We start from the raw sequence: 21,974 nt of genomic DNA on the forward strand, positions 1-21,974 counted from the left end.
GATTTGTGACTTTCTGTCTTACTTTCTCACTTTGCTTTTTATTCCTCGTCAAAATGAATATCTAAAATATCTAAAATTCTAGCCAAATCCGAAGAGGACAAGTACTCAATTTCAATTTTTCCTTTGCCTTCTTTTTCTTGAATCGCTACGGTTGTCCCAAATTTATCCATTAAGCGGTCTTCACTTTCACGAATATAAATGGGTTTTTCTTTGATGGCTTTTTTCGCTTTTTTGCCCTTTTTGCCTTGTGTTTCGTTTAATTCAGCGACAAGTTGTTCTAATTGTCGAACCGTTAAATTGTCTTTAATACAACGATTAGCTAATGGCAATAGCTGTTCTTTGTTCTTCAAGCCTAATAACGTCCGTGCTTGACCCATTGACATGCTTTGTTTTTGAACCATTGCTTTGACCGCATCTGGTAAGGTTAGCAATCGTAAATAATTGGCAATATACGGGCGACTTTTGCCCAAACGTTCTGCGACTTCCGCTTGTGTTAATTTCAAATTTTTCATTAGCATTTCATAGGCTTCTGCTTCTTCTAGCGGATTTAAATCTTCCCTTTGTAAGTTTTCCAAAACAGCAACTTGCATCATGGATTCTTCATCAAATTCGCGAATAATTGCGGGGATTTTTTCTTTGCCGGCTAATTTAGAAGCCCGGAACCGACGCTCACCTGCAATAATTTCATAGCCTTTAACTGCCGATTTACGAACAATAATCGGTTGAAACACACCGGAATGTAGAATCGAGTTTGCAAGTTCTTGTAAAGAGGTTTCATCAAATGTTTTCCGCGGTTGGTAAGGATTGGGACGAAGTTCGTTTAATAGAATTTCTGTCACTTGTTCGTTCTTAACGTCGACATCTTCTAGCTTTGCGATATCTTGAAACAAGGCATCGATGCCTCTGCCTAAACCTTTGCCTTTATTCATTCTCCAACACTTCCTTTGCTAGTGCTTGATACACTTCGGCACCTTTTGAGCGAATATCATAGTCAATGATTGGTAAACCATGACTTGGTGCTTCGGATAAACGGACATTTCTTGGAATAATCGTGTCATAGACTTTTTCACGGAAATATTTACGGACTTCTTCCACGACTTCGGCGCCTAAATTGGTCCGAGCATCGTACATGGTTAACAAGACCCCTTCAATTTTCAATTCAGGGTTAAAATGTTTTTGAACCAAGCGAATCGTATTTAGCAATTGACTCAAGCCTTCTAATGCGTAATATTCACATTGAACAGGAATTAGAATCGAATCACTTGCTGTAAAAGCATTGATTGTTAAATGCCCTAGAGAAGGCGGGCAATCAATTAAAACGAAATCATACATGTCTCTTACTTCATCAATTGCTAATTTCAAGCGCGATTCTCGAGCCATCATTGAAGTTAATTCAATTTCAGCGCCTGCTAATTGAATAGTTGCAGGGACAATATCTAAATTTTCACGGCTGGTATGTTGAACCACGCTAGTGATTGGTTCTTCATTTACAAGGACATCATACACATCGTGTGCGACATCTGGTTTAGGGACACCCATGCCACTGGTAGCATTTCCTTGTGCATCAATGTCGATCAGTAAGACTTTTTTGCCTAAGTTTGCTAAACATGCGCCTAAATTTACAGTGGTCGTTGTTTTACCAACGCCGCCTTTTTGGTTCGCTACAGAAATAATTCGTGTCATGTGTGTGCCTCCATCTTATTTAATCGGTTGTTTATTTGGTAATCCAGGTTTTCTGGGATATTTTTTAGGGGTTTCTTTTTTCTTTTGAATCACGACAATGTGGCGTTCGTCTGCCGTAATCGGCAAAGTAAAACCAACTTCTTTCTGAAATTGACCGCCTAATGTAGCGATTGCAGGTTTTGCTTCATTAATTTCTTCTTCACTTTTCGATGCTTTTAAGGCTAAAAAATAGCCTTCTTTTTTAACTAAGGGTAAACACAGTTCACTTAAAACATTTAATCGTGCAACTGCTCGCGCTGTAACGTAATCAAACGCGCCACGAAATTCTGCTTTTTGACCAAATGTTTCTGCACGATCATGATACAAAGAAACATTAGCCAAACCTAGTTGATTCACCAACTCTGTTAGGAAAGTAATTCGTTTATTTAAAGAGTCAACAATTGTGACATTTAATGAAGGAAAAACAATTTTCAAAGGAATACTTGGAAATCCTGCGCCTGCGCCAACATCACAAATGGCTTTATCGCTGGCAAAGTCTTCAAAGAATGCCAACGAAACAGAATCATAGAAATGTTTCAAATAAACTTCTTTTTCTTCTGTAATGGCTGTTAAATTCATTTTTTCATTCCATTCTACTAGTAAATGGAAATATTGGTCAAATTGTGTCATCTGTTGGTCTGTCAATTCAATGCCTTTTGCGGCTAATAGTTGTCTAAATTCTTCGGGTAGCATAAAGACTCCTTCCTTTTTTGTGAAACAGAAAAATGTTTCACAATCATCTTTTCCTACTTTAACGCAAATAGCAATTTCTTGCAATGCTTTTCGGAAGATTTTTGCCTGAATGATAAAAGAAAAATCCGCCTTTTTATGTGGTAAAAAGTCTCTAGCCACGAGCCAAAATGTTCAATTGGCGGCAACGAAAACCGCCTTTCTCTAAGAGTAAAACAAGCCAATGTTTCATGTGAAACATTGGCTTGTTTTACTTACTATAATCATCGCACTTTATTTGTCGTTCTCTGCGGTAGTCGTATTCTTGGATACGGGGACTTAACCAACCTTTTTTGGCTGTTTTTCGTAATTGATGATCAAATCTCCCTGGTGGTGAACTATCTAGTAATTCATGGGTACGATTATTCCGATTTGCATAATTAAACGATTCACCATTCAAGACTTTTTCCTGATATTCACTGTTTTTGGCCGCTTGATAATAGGCTGGATTACTAATTAATCTGCCTCGCCAGTCTTCAACTAACACATCCCACTGGGTTACAAAGGTCCCTTCTTCATTCAAAATAAACTCACTGTGAAAATTAGGCGTCAATCGTTTCTTATTAATTAAAGAATAAGATGCCCCCTCAGGGTATTTGTTGTGCAAACGAGCAGAGCTTTTTTTCAGCTTCCGCCCGCCCATCCCTTGCGGCTTGGCCGCAAAAACATAGCGTTTTAATGCCTGTTCATCGGTGTCCCCTTCTTGTTTAAAAAAATCGCGGATATACGTGATATTTTGACGATCAATATACATTCTTAATTGATGTATCTTTTTCGCTTTCTCTTGGTTAAAGCTCCCAAGAAGACCTAACGGATAGGCTTTTTGAACTGTTTTTGCCAACAAATGCCAAAACGTCGCATGCGGTGCAATCGTCTTCGAGAAACGATAAGGCCCTACTAATTGCAACATGCCATGCTGATCCAACACTGCACCTAATTGCCATAACAGTAACGAGAGCTTTTCTTGCGGACGATAAGCCGAAAAGCGAAATAATCGCTCATACGCTGAAGAGCCCACTTCTTCCACTTCAGAAAACAGTTCCGCGACTGCTGTTTTCGCTTGCTCAAGTGGCAAGAAACGCGTGTCTTTTATGGCGCTTTCCACTAATCCATAAACAGCTTGGCGGTCCCAGCCAGCGTCAATCGCCGCCTCTACACCAGCACTCATTGCTTGTTGTAATTCTTGCCAACGTCCCATCTTCTCGCCGCCTTTTTCTATATACTTCTTCTATAATGATAATCCTTTCCCCGCAAAATGCCAACTGCTTTAACGCAAAAAAACAACCCGCCCTTTGGGGAAGGGCGGGCGGAGGAGTTAAAAAATGAAAAAGTGTTTTGTTAGGGTTTTGTTTATCGGGTATGTTTAAATAATAGCCGTTAAATGTGAAGAAACTATGGTAAAAATGCGCCTTCTTTTCAACAAAATTTTGAAAAAGTCTCTTCAGAAATTAAGATTTTTTTGCGAAGTTGCCCACTGGCTACTCCTATTCAATATATTATATATTTAATATTCATAAAATCATAAAAGAAATATACATAATAATGAATATTTATTCAACGGTTAATAAAACAACCAAAAAAGCGAGTGATTTACACTCGCTTTTTCAACTAAATTAAATGATTTTCTCTTAAAATATCACCAATATACGTATCCTCAAATTTCTTCACAAAGTGTTCAACCATTTTGCGTTCCACGAACGGCATATCCATTTCTGTTAATTTTTTCTTGTCAGATAAATAATAAACAGAGTTTGCTAAGACGCGCAAGTCGTATGCAGAAGCAAACACTTCTGGTACTCCGCGTTCAACCTCTAGCAATTGATAAACAGCTTCCATCGCTGTCCGTACAGAATACTCTGTTGTAAACACCGTATCTCGTTCAGTATCTGCGAAGTTCCCAATGAAAGCAAGATTTTTAGAGCCGTTTGGTACAACTAATGGTCGATCGCCTGGTTCTCTTAACATAAAGTAAGAAGTGATAAACGGCATATAAACCGGAATAGTGGTAGCCGATTCTTCTGAAATACGTTCAATTTCCCCTTCCGGGACCCCTAAATGATAAAGTAACTCTTGCGTAATTTCTTGGCCGGTACATTGTTCGATTGGTTTTTTGATATAATTTCCTGGTTTATTAGAAAGTAATCCATATACCCAAGTTATAGATTGTTGATCATTTTGTTCTTTGAAATGCGGTTGTCTATGCATAGCGAAACTCATCATCCAATTAGAGTCTTTGATAGTAATAATACCACCTGTGACAATTTTTCCTGTGCGTAATTTACGATGTGTTAACCGAGAAAGATACGGTTCAATATCGAAATTTTCCCACGTAATCGTTGCTGAGACAAACCAACTTTCATCTGGTAAATTTTCACAGAAAACTTCTGGGTGCCCAAATTCTGGGGATTGTTTTGCTAAGTTTTTCCAGAGATTCCAACTTCCCCCTAGTTCATGAGTAATTGGTGCTGGTGTATGATGATCTCCTTGCGTCGAACTTTCAGTAATTGAGCCATTCGTTACGAAGACTAATTCATTTTCAGTTAAAGGAATTTCTTTGGTTTTGCCCGCTTGTGTCAACAATAATCGCCGAGCAACTTTAGTAGCTCCTTTGATGTCGACTTGGATATCATTGATCGTTGTTTCATATTGAAAGTCTACCCCTTGATTGGTTAAAAAGCTTAGTAATGGTTTCACTAACGATTCGTATTGATTGTATTTGGTAAACTTCAAGGCTGTAAAGTCAGGCAAACCTTTGATGTGGTGGATAAAGCGCATGATGTAGCGGCGCATTTCAATGGCAGAGTGCCATTTTTCAAAAGCAAACATTGAACACCAATAGATCCAAAAGTTGGATTCAAAAAATTCTTCGCCGAAAACATCTTCAATTTTTTTGCCAATTAATTGATCTTCAGAAGTCATAAATAAATCAACGATTTCTTTTTGTGCTTTTTTGGATAAAGTAAATTGTCCATCATCGGGGACACGTTCGCCACGGTTATGAATAATGCGGCAATTTGAAGAATTCGGATCATCTAAATCTAACCGGTAAAACTCATCTAGGACAGAGGCATCTTCTACTTCTAATGATGGTACCGAACGAAATAGATCCCACAAACACTCGAAATGGTTTTCCATTTCGCGTCCGCCGCGAGTGACAAAGCCATCATGGGGAATAAATTTACCATCTAAAGAACCGCCAGACAGCGTGAGTTCTTCAAAAATGTGAATATTTTCGCCCTTCATTTGACCGTCACGAATTAAGAAAACAGCCGTTGCTAAACCTGCTAGGCCACCACCAACAATGTAGGCACTCTTGTCATCTACGCCTTTTGGTTTTCTTGGTCGAGCAAATGCTTCATAATTTCCATTTGTGTATCTCATTCTCGTTTCCTCCTATCATTTGATACCCTCATCATACTGCTACCAAAAAAAATACCCAAAAGATAACCCTTTTTTTTAAGAAATTCTTTGACAAATAAAGAAAATTGTCTAATTTTTAAGCAAGTGAATAAACGTAGATGTTTCATGTGAAACAAAAAAAAAGAACGAGAAGAAAAATGGCCGCTTTTTCTTCTCGTTCTTTTTATGCTAATTCGTTTACCGTTTCTACTCCAAAAACAGCAACCCAATCTTCCTGAAAATCAGTTACTGCTTTTTGAATGGCGGGCATTGCCAAGCCTTGTGTCACGAGTTCTGGTGCGATAGTGACCGCTTGCGCCCCCATTTGACAGGCTTGATTAATTTGTGCCACGTTTTTAAAACTAGCAGCTAAGATCTTACTCTTTGCGTTCGTCCGTTTAATTTCTGCAGCTAAATGCTCAATAACCTTTTGAGAATCAATTGTTAAATTCTCCATCCTATTATAATACGGCGCTAAATAATCTGCACCTGCCGCAATCGCTAGATAACCTTGAAATTCTGTATAAATAGCGGTTGCTGTTATCCGATAATTTGCCTGCTTTAGTTGTTTGATGGCTGCCAAGCCTGCTTCATTGACTGGGATTTTAATGAATGTTTCTTGGCCTAATTGTTGTACAATGGTTTGGGCATCTTCTAGCATCTCTTCTGTCGTTTGACCGACCACTTGGACGTGCAAACTCGCTTGTCCAATCGTTTTTTTGATTTCTTTCATCTGCGCAAAGAAGTCAATTTTTCCTGCTTGCTTAACAATACTAGGATTAGACGTTACGCCTGCCAGTGGTAAAATTTTCTGATACTTTCGAATAGCCTCAAGATTAATTGTATCTAGCATAAATTCCATCTTTTACGTTCCTCCCTTAAACGATAATTATAGAATAGTGATTGTTGTACCAACAGTTATTTCAGGAATAGCTTTTTCTTCAACATATAATGTACCTGGTAATTCAGGTGTTGTTGCGCCATCAAATTTAATAGTAATGTGACCCAATGTGTCTAAATTAGTTAATACTACCTCGCCTACAGCGGTAATCTGGTAAGTTTGTTCATCAATCACTAACGTTTGCTTGTCCGTAATCGCTTCTGTGACTGGCTGAACCTCAATGTTATAACAATAATCTGCTAAAGCATCTGGTGCATCTTTTCCAAATAAGATGACCATTTTTTCTTCTTTAAATAATTCGGCTTCTGGCCCAATAGACTGAACCTTTGTTGTAAATACTGACATTTCCCATCCTCCAAAAAAAATTTTTTAACTATACAATCCAAAACTTGCTAACCAAGCAACTAGTACTCGAGGGGCACCATTTAAGAAACGAGAATATAAAACAGAAGGGACCCCGACTTCAACGGTTTCAGCTTCAGCTTCTTCCAAGCCTAAACCCACGGGAATAAAGTCACACGCGTTTTGTGTATTAATAGCAAACAATGCTGGTAGAGCTAGTTGTGGCGGAATGTTGCCTTTCCCAATTTCCACACCAATTAACGTACCAATTACTTGGCTGATTACTGCTCCAGGACCTAATAGAGGAGAAAGAAACGGCAGAGAACAAATAAAACCAATAATTGTTAACCCCACAATGTTTCCTGCCAACGGCGCCATGATATTGGCAAAAAATTCACCAATTCCTGAACCTTGAATCACACCAATTAATAAAGAAACAAATGCCATAAACGGAATCACTGTGTTGATCATCGTTTGTACGCCTTCACGGGCTGATTGGTTGAATGTCGCTACAACTTTTCCTGCACCCATACCAATTTTCGCAACAAAACTTTGTTGTTCCGCTTTTTGTTCAGTAATTTTTTTACTTGTATCATATTTAAATTCTGTTTTTTTCGAGGTGGGCTTTTCTGTATCAGCAGCAGCTTCTTCTGATGTCAATGTAATCTGTTTCGGGCCTACAGCGGAAACATAAATTGTCTCATTAATGTATTGTGCTAAGGGACCACTTTTGCCAGTTGGAACAACGTTAATAGTAGGAATTCCTTTTTTAGGATAAATCCCGCAACGAAGAGTGCCTCCACAATCAATAATGGCTAATGCGATTTCATCATCTGGAATCGATGTCTTAAAACCATTGACCGCTTCCATTCCTGTCAATTCTACGATTTTATCAACGATTGCGGGTTTCTCGCCGCCACCTGTAATGTAAATAAATTTATGTTTTTCTTCTGTCGGTGTAATTACTAAGGGCCCACCATAACCGCCATTTCCTTTAACTACCTTAATACTATTGTACGTCATCTCACCTTGCTCCTTTCTAATCCACAGCAATCTCTACTGTTTTACTAAGGGTAATTCCTTGTTGTTTGCAAACATAGGCGGTAGTGAAATCGGTAACCCAACCGCCAATAAAATTCATTAATATCCCTACAAACATATAGCGAATCGCTAGGTCCATCGAATTTAGTCCTAACGTATCAATCCCTTGCGCAATCCCTAACCAAACGAACAATTCACCAGGATTAATATGAGGAAAAACTCCATTACTGGTATGACAAAATTGCGCTTGTGCAGCATAATAGCTAGGTTTATAGTATTCTGGTAAAAATCGAGCCATCGTAAAGGACATTGGATTGCCTAACATAAAAGCGGATAAAAAAGGCAGCACTAAATATCGCGTAACAGGATTTTTGGCAGAAAGTTTGGCTACCTTGGTTACTCTTTCTTCTCCTAGAAAAGCAATTAAAGTATTCATAGCTACCATTAACATCAAAACAACAGGTACGATGCCTGTCATCCAAGAAATAAATGTTTCTGCTCCTGTTTGGAAAAGGTGCATAAATCCTTCCGCAAATTTTGTAATATAAGACATTACTCGACACTTCCTTTCAATTTTGTTTGTACTTTATTTTTCCATAATTGCCATTGAATTTTGGCTCCATTAAGCGGCGTTAATGGTTGTGTTTCTTGATAATTGCCAAGCTCAACACGTAAGTAAATTTCTCGTGCATTTTCCATCGCTTGTTGGGTTAATTTATTTTCCTTTTGTACGAGTGGATGGTAATGATCCATATAATGAATATCCTCGTTCACGTACTGAGGTAAGGGATGAAATTTAGCTAGAACAGTGACACCTTGCATCTTTCTAGCGGCTAAGATTTTCCCTTGCGAATCCACAGCAAACAAGATAATCGTGCCTGCTTTTAACTTCCCTGCACGTCGACCAATCGCGACTTTCCCTAATTGTCGCAATTCTTGGTAGTTTTGATTAAAGTGTTTAATCTGTTTCATTCCCATAGCTATCTGAACGAAGTAAGCTGTTAAAAAAAGCGCCCCGAATACGTAGATAAAACTCATATGATAATCCCCTTCCTTTGCATCCACTCTTTAACCGCTAAAACATCTCGTTGCTTCCGTAACTCATTACGTAAACGTTCGTCTCCTGCGATTGTAAACAAGCGGTCATATAGTTGTAGTAACTCTGCTTCAACAGTGGCAGTCAGCTCTTCTGGAATACCCAACAGTAAAATAACATCAACTTTACCTTCTGGTGTAACCAGTGATTCTTCAAAAACCCCAATCGATAAAATAATCGTTGGTAAGGCTTGATTAATTGTATGGGGAAAGGCAATCCCCGATTCAAAAATAGTTGTTTGTTGATCTTCTCTAGTAAAAATTCGTTCGATAAATTGAGGATCTACTAATTTTTCTGCTTCTAAATCAGCAATCATTTTCTGGATATTCGCTCGGTAACCTTGAGTATTCTCTAATAATTGATAGGTCATATGAATATTTTGAGATTCCACGGAACGAATTTCTTTTGCTCTCTGCCACTCATTTCTGAGCCAAGTATCATTAAATAAATTAGTTAAATGGATCATCGGTGTTTGTGGTCGAATATTTTTTAAGGGAATGGTTGTAAAAATAGCAAAATATTGATTCAATTCTCTTCTCTCTGCCTCTTCTTCAGAAAAATGGGCAATCTGGATGTCTGGACCCAAAACTTTTTCCAATTGCCGCTGAATGATCAAGGCCGTTCCATGACCTGTACTGCAGATTACAGCAATTTCTTTTTTGGCTCCCGCTTCATAGTTCCCTCTCAATGCTAGTTCAAAATACAAAGCGAGATATCCAAATTCAACCGTCGGCACACAACGATTTAACAAACGGCCCAATTCTTGCAAGCCAATCTTGGCTAATTCATAGGCCAAAGGATATTGTCGTTCAATTTCTCCATAAAATAAATCGTGACATTCCACATGAAAAACGAGTCGATTCATCACGTTTCTTAAATGATCTTTCATTTCTGAAAACAAGAAGTCCTCATCAAATTCAACAACAACTGAATGATGAATTTTTTTCATCATTTTTTGAAAATAGTCAGCTAAGAGTCCTTCATCAGTCAATAAAGAGTTACGAATATGGTTTGTGTTGATGTTAAAAGGAAAGCTGATAAAGGAACGTTCCCATTGGCTTAACGTTACATTATAGGTTATTTCCAAGTGATACATCAGTTCTTCAATCTGCTCGTTATGACGAACATAATCAACATATTCTGGTGGTAGTTCCGTAATGAGTTTTCCAGCTAAAACACGCTGCAAAACAATTGAAACCACTCTTCGTAAAAGAAAACTATCTTGTTTTGCTAGTCTTGTTTCTTTGATTATTTTTTGTATCATTTGTTTGGTAGTTTCATGAAGAAACTGTTCTTCAAAATATTCTTGGACGTAATTCACATGAAGTAAGCGTAAATCAAACTCTTTTCCTTCTAAATGAATGCCACGGTTTGGCGTACCTACAACAGCAACCTGCCACGGAGTAATCAGCTCTTTCATGCGCTTAATGTCTTTATTAACTGTGCCGCGACTAACGGCGAGTTCTTCGGATAAATCATAAGTTGAAATAAATTGATCTTCTTCTATTAATCGTTTGATAATGTAGGAAACACGCTTGCTTGAAGAATTAAAATCAGATTCCCTTTTTAGCCGTCCAGACAAAACCTCTTCAAAACCTTCAAAGTTATTGATTTCTAACTGAAAGAGATTTTCCTTCTGAATAATTTGGGCGATACCGATTAATTCATCATTCAATGTATCAATGTTTTTACGAACTGTTTGAGGACTTGCGGCTAATTTTTCTTGCAATTCCTGTAAGCTCATTCCTTTGTGATCAACTAGTAATTTTATTACTTGGTACCATCTATTTACTAGCGTCATTTAGTTTTCCCACCTCTATCCTCTTGTTTTACCTCCAGCTACGTTTGTGGTGATGCCTGTAATATAGCTTGAACGGTCTGATAAATAATAGCATACTAAGTCAGCGACTTCATGGAGTTTTCCGCTACGACCTAATGGAATCGTACTTGTTTTTGAATAACCTGCTCGCAATTGCTCCACAGAAATGTTTCGTGTATAAGCCAATGCTTCTTCGTATGCTAAAGTGCGCAAGCCCGTTTCTTCCATAATGCCTGGCGCAATCCCCACGACACGGACGTTTGATTTTCCTAACTCTTTAGCCCATGAACGTGTATAACTGCTGACCGCTGCTTTCGTTGCAGCGTAGGCGCTTTGCCCTTCGGAGCCTTCTAATCCAGCTTCTGAAGACATATTAATAATGACACCTGCTTGTTTTTGTACAAGAATCCGGCCCACTGCTTGGCTCATTAGGTAGAGCCCTTTTTGATTGATGGCTACAATTTTGTCGAATACCTCATCCGATAATTCATAAGGCCCATGAGGATGATTTTTATCCACCAATAGACGAGGAATATTGATTCCGGCGTTATTTACTAGGCCATCTACGGTTCCAAATTTTTCCACCACTTGAGCGACACCCGCTTCTACTTCTGCTCGAGAAGTTACATCGACTTTCACAAAGAGTAAATGCTCATGTTGCGTTTCTGATGCTGAAATATCAAAATTAGCGACATAGACCTCTTGTGCTAACAAGCTTTCAACAATGCTGCGACCAATACCAGATGAGCCTCCTGTAACAATCACTACTTTTCCTTTAATTCCTAACCAATCTGTCATTTGTTCCACTCCTATCATTTGTTTGCGCTTTCAGTATAGGTCAGTTTGTGAAATTATTTAAGACAGTCTTTTTTTGCAGCTTAGAAAAAAGAGTAGACTAATTCAAAACAAAAAAGCAGTTGCTTCTTCACAATCAATTATCCGTGAAGAAGCAACTGCTTCAAATTTTTATTATCCTTGCACTTTCGCGATTTTTCCTTGTTCGATGTAGACTAAACTGAGTTATAAGTAGCTATTTCCAAATATTCCAACTTTATACTGCTGTTAAAATTAATTTTGCTGTGTCGGTCGGTACATCATGTTTAGAGTTGTAGAAAGAAGTAGAAATAATTTCTCCCTCTTTTAACTCAATTGCTACATCTTGATTCCCAGGATTAAAATTTTGCGACCTAGAATTTCCTTCATTATCATTATATATATCTAAATCCCAACCCAAATTAGCAAACTGTGGATCCATTTCCATGTTTGTACTCAATTTGTATTTTCCAGCAGGTACATCTCTTCCCACTATATATTCGCCAATACCTAACTCTGTAGCTTCTGTAACTTTTTCTGGTACAGCATTTAGTTTGATTTTAGATATATTTCTAAAACTTAACACATCACCATCAAATAAAATTAATCTTACTTTTGAAGCATAATCTGCACCTGAATCAGGTGTACCCAAGACCCAATTAAAAAATAATCCGTTAATATCTTTTCTAGTTCCTGTGAAATTACCACGTCCACCAGTAACTTCTAAATCATAAATACCAGGTTTTACTGTAGCATCATTCCCCACAGTTATATCTCCCGTTACATAGATTTCATCAACCGACTGGCCATTAGCTGCTAATTTATTCATTATTTTTGGCAATGAATCTTCTGTTTTCTGCGAATCACTCGAACTGTTTGTCACTTTTATCGGTTCTTCTGAACTTTTTTTTGAACCAGTACTTTCACTATTAGATGCACATGCAGTCAAACTAATCAATAATAATAAAGATATCCCCATATACCATTTTTTACTCAACACAAAACTTCTCTCCCCTGACTTTTATTTTTGTTCAGATAATTGTGATCACTTATATGTTACTTTTTCCACTAATATAAATCAAGAACATTCTAATATATGTTAAAAATATAATTATTTCTATGAGTTAGCTTGTTTATTTTTTCTATTCAAACTAAATTAACTACAATAAAACTCATCCATACAAAAAGAAAGCTGCTATGCTAGTGCATTTAAAAGTTAAATCAAAAAAAATTAATTTTTGAGTTTAACTACACCATTTAAATAGCAACTTTCTTTTTTCACTTATTATCCTTGCACTTTCGCGATTTTTCCTTGTTCGATGTAGACCATCAAAATGCTAATGTCAGCGGGGTTCACACCGCTGATACGGCTTGCTTGGGCAATCGTTTCTGGTTGGATTTTTTGTAGTTTTTGTTTTGCTTCTGTAGCCAAGCCGTTAATCGCTTGGTAATCGATGTTTTCTGGAATGCGTTTTGCTTCCATGCGTTTTAGTTTCTCAACTTTTTCCATGGCTTTTTTAATGTAGCCTTCGTACTTGATTTGAATTTCTACTTGTTCAATCACTTTTGGATCAAGCGCCTCTTCAGGTGCGGGAATAAATTGAGCGACTTCTTGATAACTGATTTCTGGGCGTTTCAGAAAATCTCTAGCTAAAATACCATCTTTTAAGCCAGCAGCGCCTTTGGTTTCCAAAAATGCTTGCACTTCTTTGGTTGGTTTAATCCGATGTTTGCCTAAGCGGGCAATTTCCGCTTCAACAGCCGCTTTTTTGACTAGATAGGCGGCATATTGTTCTTCTTTGACTAAGCCAATTTCATGACCCATTTCTGTTAAACGTAAGTCCGCATTGTCATGTCGTAAAATCAAACGATACTCCGCACGTGACGTTAATAAGCGATAAGGTTCGTTAGTGCCTTTTGTAACTAAATCGTCAATCATGACGCCAATATAGCCATCACTACGTTTTAAAACAAGAGGCTCTTTGCCTTGAATTTTCAATGCAGCATTAATTCCTGCCATCAAGCCTTGACCAGCAGCTTCTTCGTAGCCACTAGTTCCGTTCGTTTGACCTGCTGTATAAAGATTTTCAATAACCTTTGTTTCTAATGTTGGGCGTAATTGGTGAGGGACTACCACATCGTATTCAATGGCGTAACCTGTACGCATCATTTCTACTTTTTCTAATCCTTCAATAGAATGAAGCATTTCTGTTTGGACATCTTCTGGTAAAGAAGTAGATAAGCCTTGAACGTAAACTTCTTCGGTATTCAACCCTTCTGGTTCCAAGAACAATTGGTGTCTTGGTTTGTCTGCAAAACGAACAATTTTGTCCTCGATGGATGGGCAATACCGAGCGCCCACACCTTCCACAATCCCAGTAAACATTGGGGCGCGGTGTAGATTTTTTTGAATAATTTCATGCGTTGTTTCATTCGTATAAGTTAACCAACAAGGTTCTTGGTTTTGATTGTAGGCACTATCTGGCGTGCTGTAACTAAAGTGGTTGGGTTCTTTATCGCCTGGTTGTTCCTCTGTCACAGAATAATCAATCGTACTTGATTTTACTCGTGGCGGCGTTCCTGTTTTAAAGCGATCGATTTCTAAACCTAATTCTTTTAAATGATTGGCTAAACCAACGGAAGGTTGCGAATTGTTTGGTCCTGAAGAATATTTTAATTCACCAATAATAATTTCGCCACGCAAGGCAGTACCGGCAGTAATCACCACTGCTTGACTACGGTATGCGGCACCTGTTGAAGTTACAACACCACGACAAACGCCATCTTCCACGATTAATTCTTCAACAATCCCTTGACGAAGGGTTAAATTTTCTTCTTTTTCAATGGTATGTTTCATTTCTGTCGCATAGGCATGTTTGTCGGCTTGCGCGCGCAACGCACGCACTGCTGGACCTTTACCAGTATTTAGCATCCGCATTTGGATGTAGGTTTTATCAATGTTTTTACCCATTTCGCCGCCTAATGCATCGATTTCTCGGACAACGACTCCTTTGGCAGGTCCACCAACAGAAGGGTTACATGGCATAAAAGCAACCATATCTAAATTAATTGTTAAAAGTAACGTTTTAACGCCCATTCGTGCGGCTGCTAAGGCTGCTTCAGAGCCAGCATGTCCAGCACCGACGACAATAACATCATATGATTCTGCTTGATATTGATTCATAAAAAATTCCTCTCTTGTCTTATTTTCCTAAACAAAATTGACTAAATAACTGTGTAATTAATTCATCTTGGACACTATCGCCGACGATTTCGCCTAAATAATCCCAACAACGGGTCATATCAATTTGAACTAAATCGACTGGCATACCTGCTTCGATGCCGTTAATCACTTCTTGTAACGAAAGCGCTGCTTGATCTAGCAAAGCAATATGACGTGTATTAGAAATATAGGTAGCATCTTTTTCGCCTGTTTGGCCGCCAAAGAAAAGATCAGCAATTTTCGCTTCTAACTGGTCTAAGCCTGTGTTTGACAACACCGAAACAGATAAAATTTCTTCTGCAGGGACTAATTCTTGTAATTCGTTAGGATCCAGTTTTGTCGGTAAGTCCATTTTATTTAAAAGAATAACGCGTTTTAAGCCTTTCGTTGCTTCCAACAGTTGACGATCTTCCTCTGTCAATTCTTCGCTTTGATTTAAGACTAACAAAATTAAATCCGAATCTGCTAACGCTTTGCGGCTACGTTCGACACCAATTCGTTCCACAATGTCTTCTGTTTCGCGAATCCCCGCTGTATCAATTAATTTTAAAGGAACGCCGCGAACGTTAACGTATTCTTCAATGACATCACGTGTCGTTCCAGCAATATCTGTAACGATGGCTTTTTCTTCTCGTAACAGATGGTTTAACAAACTGGATTTCCCGACATTTGGTCGGCCAATAATTGCAGTACTTAGACCTTCTCGCAAAATTTTTCCTTGTTTAGCGGTCGTTAATAATTGTTGAATCTGCGCTTTCACAAATTCGGCTTTTTCTAAAAGTAATTTCGTGGTTAATTCTTCGACATCATCATACTCTGGATAATCGATATTAACTTCTACTTGTGCTAAAGTATTTAAAATTTCTTGTCTTAATGAACGAATTAACGCCGACAAGTTACCATCCAATTGGTTCAATGCAACATTCATCGCTTTATCCGTTTTAGCACGGATTAAGTCCATCACTGCTTCTGCTTGTGAAAGATCCATTCGGCCATTTAGAAAAGCACGTTTTGTAAATTCCCCAGGTTCGGCCATTCGTGCGCCTTCACGTAACAGTAATTGCAATAATTGGTTCACCACGACAATGCCGCCATGACAGTTAATTTCTACCACGTCTTCTCGTGTAAATGTTTTCGGTGCCCGCATCACAGAAAGCATGACTTCATCAATCAATTGATCGTTTTGCGGATCAACAATATGACCATAATGAATCGTGTGCGTGGGGACTTTAGCTAAATCTTTAGTGCCTGACCGATAAACTTTGTTTGCAATAGCAACTGCTTGCTCGCCACTTAAACGAACAATACTAATCGCACCTTCACCCGGCGGCGTAGAAATCGCCGCAATTGTATCAAATTCCATTGTAGCTGATTGCATAATTAGCTTCCTTTCTTCATAACAACAAAAAAAGCGCCCACTCCTCCTGCATTAAAAAATTCAGGTTGGATTTAGCACTTTCACTGCTTGTTCCTTCGATTTTCTGAAAATAGAATAGCACATTTTATTCTATTTGGCAATTTTTCTTCATTAAATGGAACGAGAAAACGTATCATTGAGTGGGGAATTCTCAACAATACGTTTTCTCATCTATAGGAATTAAAGGAGAGAGCTAGTTTTTACGTTTGCGTTTGATGATTCCCATGCTCGCAAGGAGTGCGACAAAGGCGCCAAACAAACTTGTTGTCACGGCTGAAGACTCTTTTTCACCTGTGCTAGGTAAGAAGCCTGTTTTCCCGTGATTTCCAGTGCCATAACTGATGGTACTTAGTTTAGGGTGGTAGCCACTACCATTTGTACCGATGCCATTGCCTAGTGAACCTAAGCCAGAACCTGTTGTGCCTAAACCAGAACCTCCATTTGGATTTGAACCTGTGTTTGAACCATTCCCATTATTCCCGCCAGTTGCGCCATTGTTTCCTGTATTGCCGCCTGTATTGCCGTTATTTCCGCCAGTGTTACCATTGCCTCCTCCAGGATTCGTTGGGTCGGCTGGTGTCATGAAGGTTGTAGCCGTACTGTAATGTCCTGCGCCATCGGTAGCTGTCGCAAGTAAACTTTGTTGAGCAGTCGCTTGTCCCGCTGTTAATTGGATAGCGAAGTTGCCTTCAGCATCGGTGGCACCTACAGCAATCACACTTCTTAATAGTCGGTTACTAATTTGAATGATTCGGTTTGGTTCAGCTGTTCCTTTGATGAGGTAGCCGGCTTTAGACGTTCCTAAAACTGAAGAAACAGTTGGTGCCGCAATTTTAATTTCTGGTTCTCCCGTAATATCGGCTGGCGTCATAAATGTGGTTTTAGGACTCACATTTCCTTGTGTATCTGTGGTTAGTGCGGTTAACGTTTCTTTTTCTGTTGCTAACCCTGCTGCAATATGAACGGAGAAGGTGCCTCCAGTAGTTGTATTGCCACTTGCCAATAATTGTTCACTGCTATTGTAAAATTGAACCGTGACATTTGGATCAGCAGTTCCAGTGACTGTATAGCCATTGGCTTTGTTTCCTTCAACCTTCGTAATAGTTGGCGCCACTAAAACAACATCCGCTGGAATAACGGCTGTAGCTGGTTGACTTTCATTGCCAGCGCCATCTTTGCTAATAATCGTAATCGTTTCTCCTGGTGTCACTACGCCAGCTGGTAGAGTCACCGTATATTGGCCGGTTTCGTTAGCAGTGGTAGCAGCAATGATGGTTCCGTCTGCGTCACGGACATCAATAGTGGTTTTGGGCTCCGCCGTTCCAGTGATTTCGTAACCTTTACTAGAATTTCCGGTAATAGAATCAATGGTTGGTGTGGCTAAGTCGGCTGGTGTAGTTGCTGTAGCCGGCTGACTTTCTTTCCCTGTTGCATTTTTCGCTACGACAGTTATTGTTTCGTTAGCTGAGGCCTTCCCTGGCTCTAAAGTCACTGTGTATTTGCCATCAGTTCCAGTAGTTTCCATGCCAAGGACTGTGCCATCGGCGTCACGCACCTCGACTGTTGTACCAACTTCTGCTGCTCCTACTACTTGATAGCCTTTTGTCGTGCTACCAGTGATTTTGTCAACAGTAGGTGTCGCGACTGGTGCATCTGGATCAGCAGGTGTTTTGAAAGCAGTCGGATTACTTTCTTTCCCAGCAGTATCTTTTGCAATGGCAGTTAAGGCTTCGTTGGCTGTTGCTGTGCCCGTCGGAAGAGTGATTGTAAAGGCGCCAGCACCATCAGTCGTTCCCGTAGCAATAACTAAACCTGCTTCATTGTGAATCTCAATGGTGACATTTGGCTCTGCCGTGCCAGTTACTTGATACCCAGTAGCAGTTGTTCCTGTGACATTCGTCACAGTCGGTGCTGCCACGGTTGCATCTTCAGGGACCGTCACTTCCGTTGGTTGACTTTCATTGCCGTCACCGTCTTTTCCAACAACTGTTAATGTATCACCAGGATTAGCGGCTCCCGCTGGAAGGTCCACAGTAAAGTTTCCTTGATCATCCGTTGTCGTTGTACCAATAATTGTTCCATCTGGGTTACGTACTTCAATGGTGGTATTAGGGTCCGCCGTCCCAGTGATTTCATAACCAGTTGTTGAATCTCCAGTAATGTCACCAATTGTTGGTGTGGTAACATCAGCGGGTGTCATAGCTGTAGTTGGTTGACTCTCAAGTCCAGTATCATTTTTAGCAACTACATTCACTGTTTGTTTCGCTGTTGCTTTTCCTGAAGCTAACGTCACAGTATATTGGCCAGTCGGTCCAGTTGTTGCGGTGCCTAAAACTGTTCCGTCTGTTGCACGAACTTCAATGGTGGTGCCAAGTTCAGCGGTACCTGTCACTTGATATCCTTGTGTTGTATTCCCGGTTACTTTGTCGACACTTGGCGGTGCCACTACTTCATCTGCTGGTGTTTGGAAGGTTGTCGGTGTACTTGTATTGCCAGCAGGATCTTTGGCTAACGCTGTCAATGTTTCATTCGCATTTGCCGTCCCAGCTGGAAGGTTCACAGCAAAGGAACCAGTCCCATCGGCAGTCCCTGTTGCAATCACGTTCCCATCTGCATCACGAATTTCGATGGTAGCATTCGGATCAGCGGTGCCTGTCACCTGATAACCAGCAACTGAATTACCTGTTACTCCTGTTACAGTTGGTGCTGTAACCGTGGCATCAGAAGGAACAAGGACTTCAGTCGGTTGACTTTCATTTCCCGCGTTATCCTTTCCAATCACTGTTAACGTATCCCCAGGATTGGTCGTTCCCGTTGGTAGTGTGACAGTAAAATCACCATTCGCATCAGAGGTACCTGTACCAATGACTGCCCCAGCTGGATCACGAACTTCGATTGTTGTGTTAGGGTCTGCTGTTCCTGTAATTTCATAACCCGAACCAGAGTTACCTGTGATGTTATCAACTGTTGGTGCAGTGACATCAGCTGGTGTTGTCGCCGTTGCTGGTTGACTTTCCGTGCCACTAGCGTTTTTCGCTACAACGCTCAGCGTTTGATTTGCTGTTGCTGTTCCTGGAGCTAAAGTCACTGTATATTTTCCATCAGTTCCAGTTGTTGCAGTACCAAGGACCGTGCCAGCTGCATCGCGAACCTCAATGGTGGTGCCAACTTCAGCAGTCCCTTTGACCTCATAGCCTTTTGTTGTACTACCTGTTACAGTCTCAACAATTGGCGTCGCCACGGGCGTATTAGGATCCGCTGGCGTTTGGAACGTTGTTGGCGTACTTTCTGTACCGCTGGCGTTTTTCGCTACGGCGGTTAACGTTTCATTGGCGCCTGCTTCACCTGCGGGAACGGTAACTGTAAATGCCCCTGTCCCATCAGCGGTACCTGTACCTATTACGGTGCCTCCTACATTTCGGATCTCAACCGTGGCATTGGCATCAGCAGTTCCTTTAACCTCGTAACCTGCCGTTGAATTACCTGTCACTCCTGTGATTGTTGGTGCGGTTACGGTTGTCTCATCCGCTGGTGTTTGGAACGTTGTTGGCGTACTTTCTGTACCGCTGGCGTTTTTCGCTACGGCGGTTAACGTTTCATTGGCACCTGCTTCACCTGCGGGAATGGTAACTGTAAACGCTCCTGTCCCATCAGCGGTACCTGTGCCTATTACGGTGCCTCCTGCATTTCGGATTTCAACCGTGGCATTGGCATCGGCAGTTCCTTTAACTTCGTAACCTGCCGTTGAATTACCTGTCACTCCTGTGATTGTTGGTGCGGTTACGGTTGCTTCATCCGCTGGTGTTTGGAACGTTGTTGGCGTACTTTCTGTACCGCTGGCGTTTTTCGCTACGGCGGTTAACGTTTCATTGGCGCCTGCTTCACCTGCGGGAATGGTAACTGTAAATGCCCCTGTCCCATCAGCAGTACCTGTACCTATCACGGCACCTCCTGCATTTCGGATTTCAACCGTGGCATTGGCGTCGGCAGTTCCTTTAACTTCGTAACCTGCTGTTGAATTGCCTGTTACTCCTGTTACGGTAGGTGCGGTTACTTCACTAGTAGTACCTGCAGCAAAATAAATGTTGGATACACCGTCTGCTGTTGCTAATAAATTAACGTCTAAAAGATCTGTTTGAACGACTGTTCCTACAAAACGAGCATCTAAATTATTGGATAAATTTTGAGGTGTTGAAACGGTAGTTGGTAAAGTAACCGTGGTTGCGCCTAGTAAAGAAGCATCCACTAACTCATTTACGCCTGAACCACCAACCGCTAATAAAGGCAAAGCACCTGAAACAGCCACGTTCACCGTGCCTTTGACAGGAAGCAAGGCTGCATTTATAGCTGCGGCGACAAGATTACTTGGGATACTGGTTCCTTTTGCCTCCAAAGCTTGAACTGCCGCATTCAAATCTTGTAAGATGTTTGAAACATTTTGGGCTAAAACTAACCCTAAACCATCACTAATTGGTGCGCTAATGTATGAGCCATCAGCTGCTAACGTTTCTGGAGCTGTAAATGAAGCAGCACCTAAGTTTTCAATGTTATTCACTAATTCCAACTGACGATTCACTTCCGTCAAATCAATATCAACACCAGTTAAATTCCCTAAAGCCCCACTGGTAATTTGAGTAATGACATTGGTTAAATCATTGGCTGCATTCAAAACGGCAGTCAAAAAAGTAACTTTTGAAAGATCAATCGTAACGTTGGTATTGATTGCTGCGCTGCCTGCTGCAGCTACATTTCCTCTTAACTCAGGAGGAACCACTAACACCGCTTGTTTTTGTCCACTAAACACAGCGGAAGCATCTGCTAAAGCGCCACCAGAAACCGTGAAATTAACTGGTTGATTTTGGTTTGCGGCTGTCCAACGATTACTCGTTGAAGTGCCACTGTCATTATTTGACGTAACATTTGATAATAGTTCGATATCCAAGACCGCTGCTGATGCACTGATTGTGCCAGAGGTAACAGCTATACTTACAGGGATTGCTAATGACGTAAATAATAAACCACTTGATATTGCTAAATTAAGCATCTTGCGTTTTGTCCATTTTTTATGCTGACTTTTCCGATTAAAATCCTCAACAATTTTCTTTTTCATCTGATCGTCCCTCTTTTCTTTAAAATAAACGATAAATACCAAAATCATTAGCTTCCCCTAGTTGTTCATCTCCCCCTTTAGCGATTTAAATGGATTTAACACCTGCAGTTTAGTACATTTCCTCAGCTTTTCAAAATATAATGCTGTGAATTTTTATATAAAAATTCATTTGATAACAAGCATCCTAAATATGTTAAAAAACTCACTAATTCATTAGTGAGTTATTATACAATGAGAGGAAAATGAGGAAGTTTATACGTTTCTCCCCAATCATTAAAGATAAATAAATTATTTTATTATAACTTATCGTTTGATAAATCGATAATTAAATAACGGAAAATTTTTTTATTTTTTTGAGAAAT

The 21,974-nt window shown here is 39.9% G+C and carries 16 protein-coding genes; all 16 read right to left on the bottom strand.

Features of this window, described 5'->3' with window-relative positions; all coding sequences use genetic code 11:
- Positions 1–38: 38 nt before the first annotated feature.
- The gene (locus tag IGK03_RS13355; RefSeq protein ID WP_002355975.1) at positions 39–929 is read right to left on the bottom strand and encodes a ParB/RepB/Spo0J family partition protein; all 891 of its coding nucleotides are present in this window, start codon (positions 927–929) and stop codon (positions 39–41) included.
- Positions 922–1,683: a ParA family protein gene (locus IGK03_RS13360; protein ID WP_002355976.1), complete on the bottom strand. Its 762-nt coding sequence runs from the start codon at positions 1,681–1,683 to the stop codon at positions 922–924. Before IGK03_RS13360 ends, IGK03_RS13355 begins: the two co-directional genes overlap by 8 nt.
- Before the next feature lie 15 nt (positions 1,684–1,698).
- The gene (rsmG, locus tag IGK03_RS13365) at positions 1,699–2,415 is read right to left on the bottom strand and encodes a 16S rRNA (guanine(527)-N(7))-methyltransferase RsmG (protein ID WP_002355977.1); all 717 of its coding nucleotides are present in this window, start codon (positions 2,413–2,415) and stop codon (positions 1,699–1,701) included.
- Between the two features lie 247 nt (positions 2,416–2,662).
- Complete coding sequence (locus IGK03_RS13370) at positions 2,663–3,649, bottom strand: DUF3114 domain-containing protein (protein ID WP_061100813.1); 987 nt, start codon at positions 3,647–3,649, stop codon at positions 2,663–2,665.
- Positions 3,650–4,059: 410 nt separating this feature from the next.
- Positions 4,060–5,832, bottom strand: a complete 1,773-nt coding sequence (locus tag IGK03_RS13375) for an oleate hydratase (protein ID WP_104662270.1) — start codon at positions 5,830–5,832, stop codon at positions 4,060–4,062.
- 202 nt (positions 5,833–6,034) lie between these two features.
- Positions 6,035–6,712: a fructose-6-phosphate aldolase gene (locus IGK03_RS13380; RefSeq protein ID WP_002355980.1), complete on the bottom strand. Its 678-nt coding sequence runs from the start codon at positions 6,710–6,712 to the stop codon at positions 6,035–6,037.
- A gap of 27 nt (positions 6,713–6,739) precedes the next feature.
- The gene (locus IGK03_RS13385) at positions 6,740–7,096 is read right to left on the bottom strand and encodes a PTS glucitol/sorbitol transporter subunit IIA (RefSeq protein WP_002355981.1); all 357 of its coding nucleotides are present in this window, start codon (positions 7,094–7,096) and stop codon (positions 6,740–6,742) included.
- Between the two features lie 24 nt (positions 7,097–7,120).
- Entirely contained in the window at positions 7,121–8,116 is a 996-nt protein-coding gene (srlE, locus tag IGK03_RS13390; RefSeq protein WP_002355982.1) for a PTS glucitol/sorbitol transporter subunit IIB, read from the bottom strand.
- Between the two features lie 16 nt (positions 8,117–8,132).
- Positions 8,133–8,687 (bottom strand): PTS glucitol/sorbitol transporter subunit IIC, encoded by a 555-nt coding sequence (srlA, locus tag IGK03_RS13395; protein WP_002355983.1) that lies wholly within the window; start codon positions 8,685–8,687, stop codon positions 8,133–8,135.
- A complete protein-coding gene (locus IGK03_RS13400; protein ID WP_002355985.1) occupies positions 8,687–9,172 on the bottom strand; it encodes a transcriptional regulator GutM in 486 nt (161 codons plus the stop codon). Before IGK03_RS13400 ends, srlA begins: the two co-directional genes overlap by 1 nt.
- Positions 9,169–11,031: a BglG family transcription antiterminator gene (locus tag IGK03_RS13405; protein WP_202334936.1), complete on the bottom strand. Its 1,863-nt coding sequence runs from the start codon at positions 11,029–11,031 to the stop codon at positions 9,169–9,171. The genes IGK03_RS13400 and IGK03_RS13405 overlap by 4 nt, the downstream gene beginning before the upstream one ends.
- Before the next feature lie 15 nt (positions 11,032–11,046).
- Positions 11,047–11,847 carry an SDR family oxidoreductase gene (locus tag IGK03_RS13410; protein ID WP_002355987.1) on the bottom strand — a complete coding sequence of 267 codons (801 nt, stop codon included), beginning with the start codon at positions 11,845–11,847 and terminating at the stop codon, positions 11,047–11,049.
- 253 nt (positions 11,848–12,100) lie between these two features.
- Positions 12,101–12,841, bottom strand: a complete 741-nt coding sequence (locus tag IGK03_RS13415) for a hypothetical protein (protein WP_002386435.1) — start codon at positions 12,839–12,841, stop codon at positions 12,101–12,103.
- Between the two features lie 306 nt (positions 12,842–13,147).
- Positions 13,148–15,046 (bottom strand): tRNA uridine-5-carboxymethylaminomethyl(34) synthesis enzyme MnmG, encoded by a 1,899-nt coding sequence (gene mnmG / locus IGK03_RS13420; RefSeq protein ID WP_002355988.1) that lies wholly within the window; start codon positions 15,044–15,046, stop codon positions 13,148–13,150.
- Between the two features lie 19 nt (positions 15,047–15,065).
- Entirely contained in the window at positions 15,066–16,463 is a 1,398-nt protein-coding gene (gene mnmE, locus IGK03_RS13425; RefSeq protein ID WP_002355989.1) for a tRNA uridine-5-carboxymethylaminomethyl(34) synthesis GTPase MnmE, read from the bottom strand.
- Positions 16,464–16,695: 232 nt separating this feature from the next.
- Positions 16,696–21,660 carry an Ig-like domain-containing protein gene (locus IGK03_RS13430; protein ID WP_202334937.1) on the bottom strand — a complete coding sequence of 1,655 codons (4,965 nt, stop codon included), beginning with the start codon at positions 21,658–21,660 and terminating at the stop codon, positions 16,696–16,698.
- Positions 21,661–21,974: the final 314 nt, after the last annotated feature.

This window comes from Enterococcus sp. DIV2453a (assembly GCF_050533535.1).
Taxonomy (GTDB): Bacteria; Bacillota; Bacilli; order Lactobacillales; family Enterococcaceae; genus Enterococcus; species Enterococcus faecalis.

Bases quoted from the DNA above. Each gene is read 5' to 3' on its own strand.
- IGK03_RS13410 (WP_002355987.1), bottom strand. From the start codon at position 11,847: ATGACAGATTGGTTAGGAATTAAAGGAAAAGTAGTGATTGTTACAGGA.
- IGK03_RS13355 (WP_002355975.1), bottom strand. From the start codon at position 929: ATGAATAAAGGCAAAGGTTTAGGCAGAGGCATCGATGCCTTGTTTCAA.
- IGK03_RS13375 (WP_104662270.1), bottom strand. From the start codon at position 5,832: ATGAGATACACAAATGGAAATTATGAAGCATTTGCTCGACCAAGAAAA.
- IGK03_RS13400 (WP_002355985.1), bottom strand. From the start codon at position 9,172: ATGAGTTTTATCTACGTATTCGGGGCGCTTTTTTTAACAGCTTACTTC.
- mnmG (WP_002355988.1), bottom strand. From the start codon at position 15,046: ATGAATCAATATCAAGCAGAATCATATGATGTTATTGTCGTCGGTGCT.
- srlE (WP_002355982.1), bottom strand. From the start codon at position 8,116: ATGACGTACAATAGTATTAAGGTAGTTAAAGGAAATGGCGGTTATGGT.
- mnmE (WP_002355989.1), bottom strand. From the start codon at position 16,463: ATGCAATCAGCTACAATGGAATTTGATACAATTGCGGCGATTTCTACG.
- IGK03_RS13360 (WP_002355976.1), bottom strand. From the start codon at position 1,683: ATGACACGAATTATTTCTGTAGCGAACCAAAAAGGCGGCGTTGGTAAA.
- IGK03_RS13430 (WP_202334937.1), bottom strand. From the start codon at position 21,660: ATGATTTTGGTATTTATCGTTTATTTTAAAGAAAAGAGGGACGATCAG.
- IGK03_RS13380 (WP_002355980.1), bottom strand. From the start codon at position 6,712: ATGGAATTTATGCTAGATACAATTAATCTTGAGGCTATTCGAAAGTAT.
- IGK03_RS13405 (WP_202334936.1), bottom strand. From the start codon at position 11,031: ATGACGCTAGTAAATAGATGGTACCAAGTAATAAAATTACTAGTTGAT.
- IGK03_RS13415 (WP_002386435.1), bottom strand. From the start codon at position 12,841: ATGGGGATATCTTTATTATTATTGATTAGTTTGACTGCATGTGCATCT.
- IGK03_RS13385 (WP_002355981.1), bottom strand. From the start codon at position 7,096: ATGTCAGTATTTACAACAAAGGTTCAGTCTATTGGGCCAGAAGCCGAA.
- IGK03_RS13370 (WP_061100813.1), bottom strand. From the start codon at position 3,649: ATGGGACGTTGGCAAGAATTACAACAAGCAATGAGTGCTGGTGTAGAG.
- rsmG (WP_002355977.1), bottom strand. From the start codon at position 2,415: ATGCTACCCGAAGAATTTAGACAACTATTAGCCGCAAAAGGCATTGAA.
- srlA (WP_002355983.1), bottom strand. From the start codon at position 8,687: ATGTCTTATATTACAAAATTTGCGGAAGGATTTATGCACCTTTTCCAA.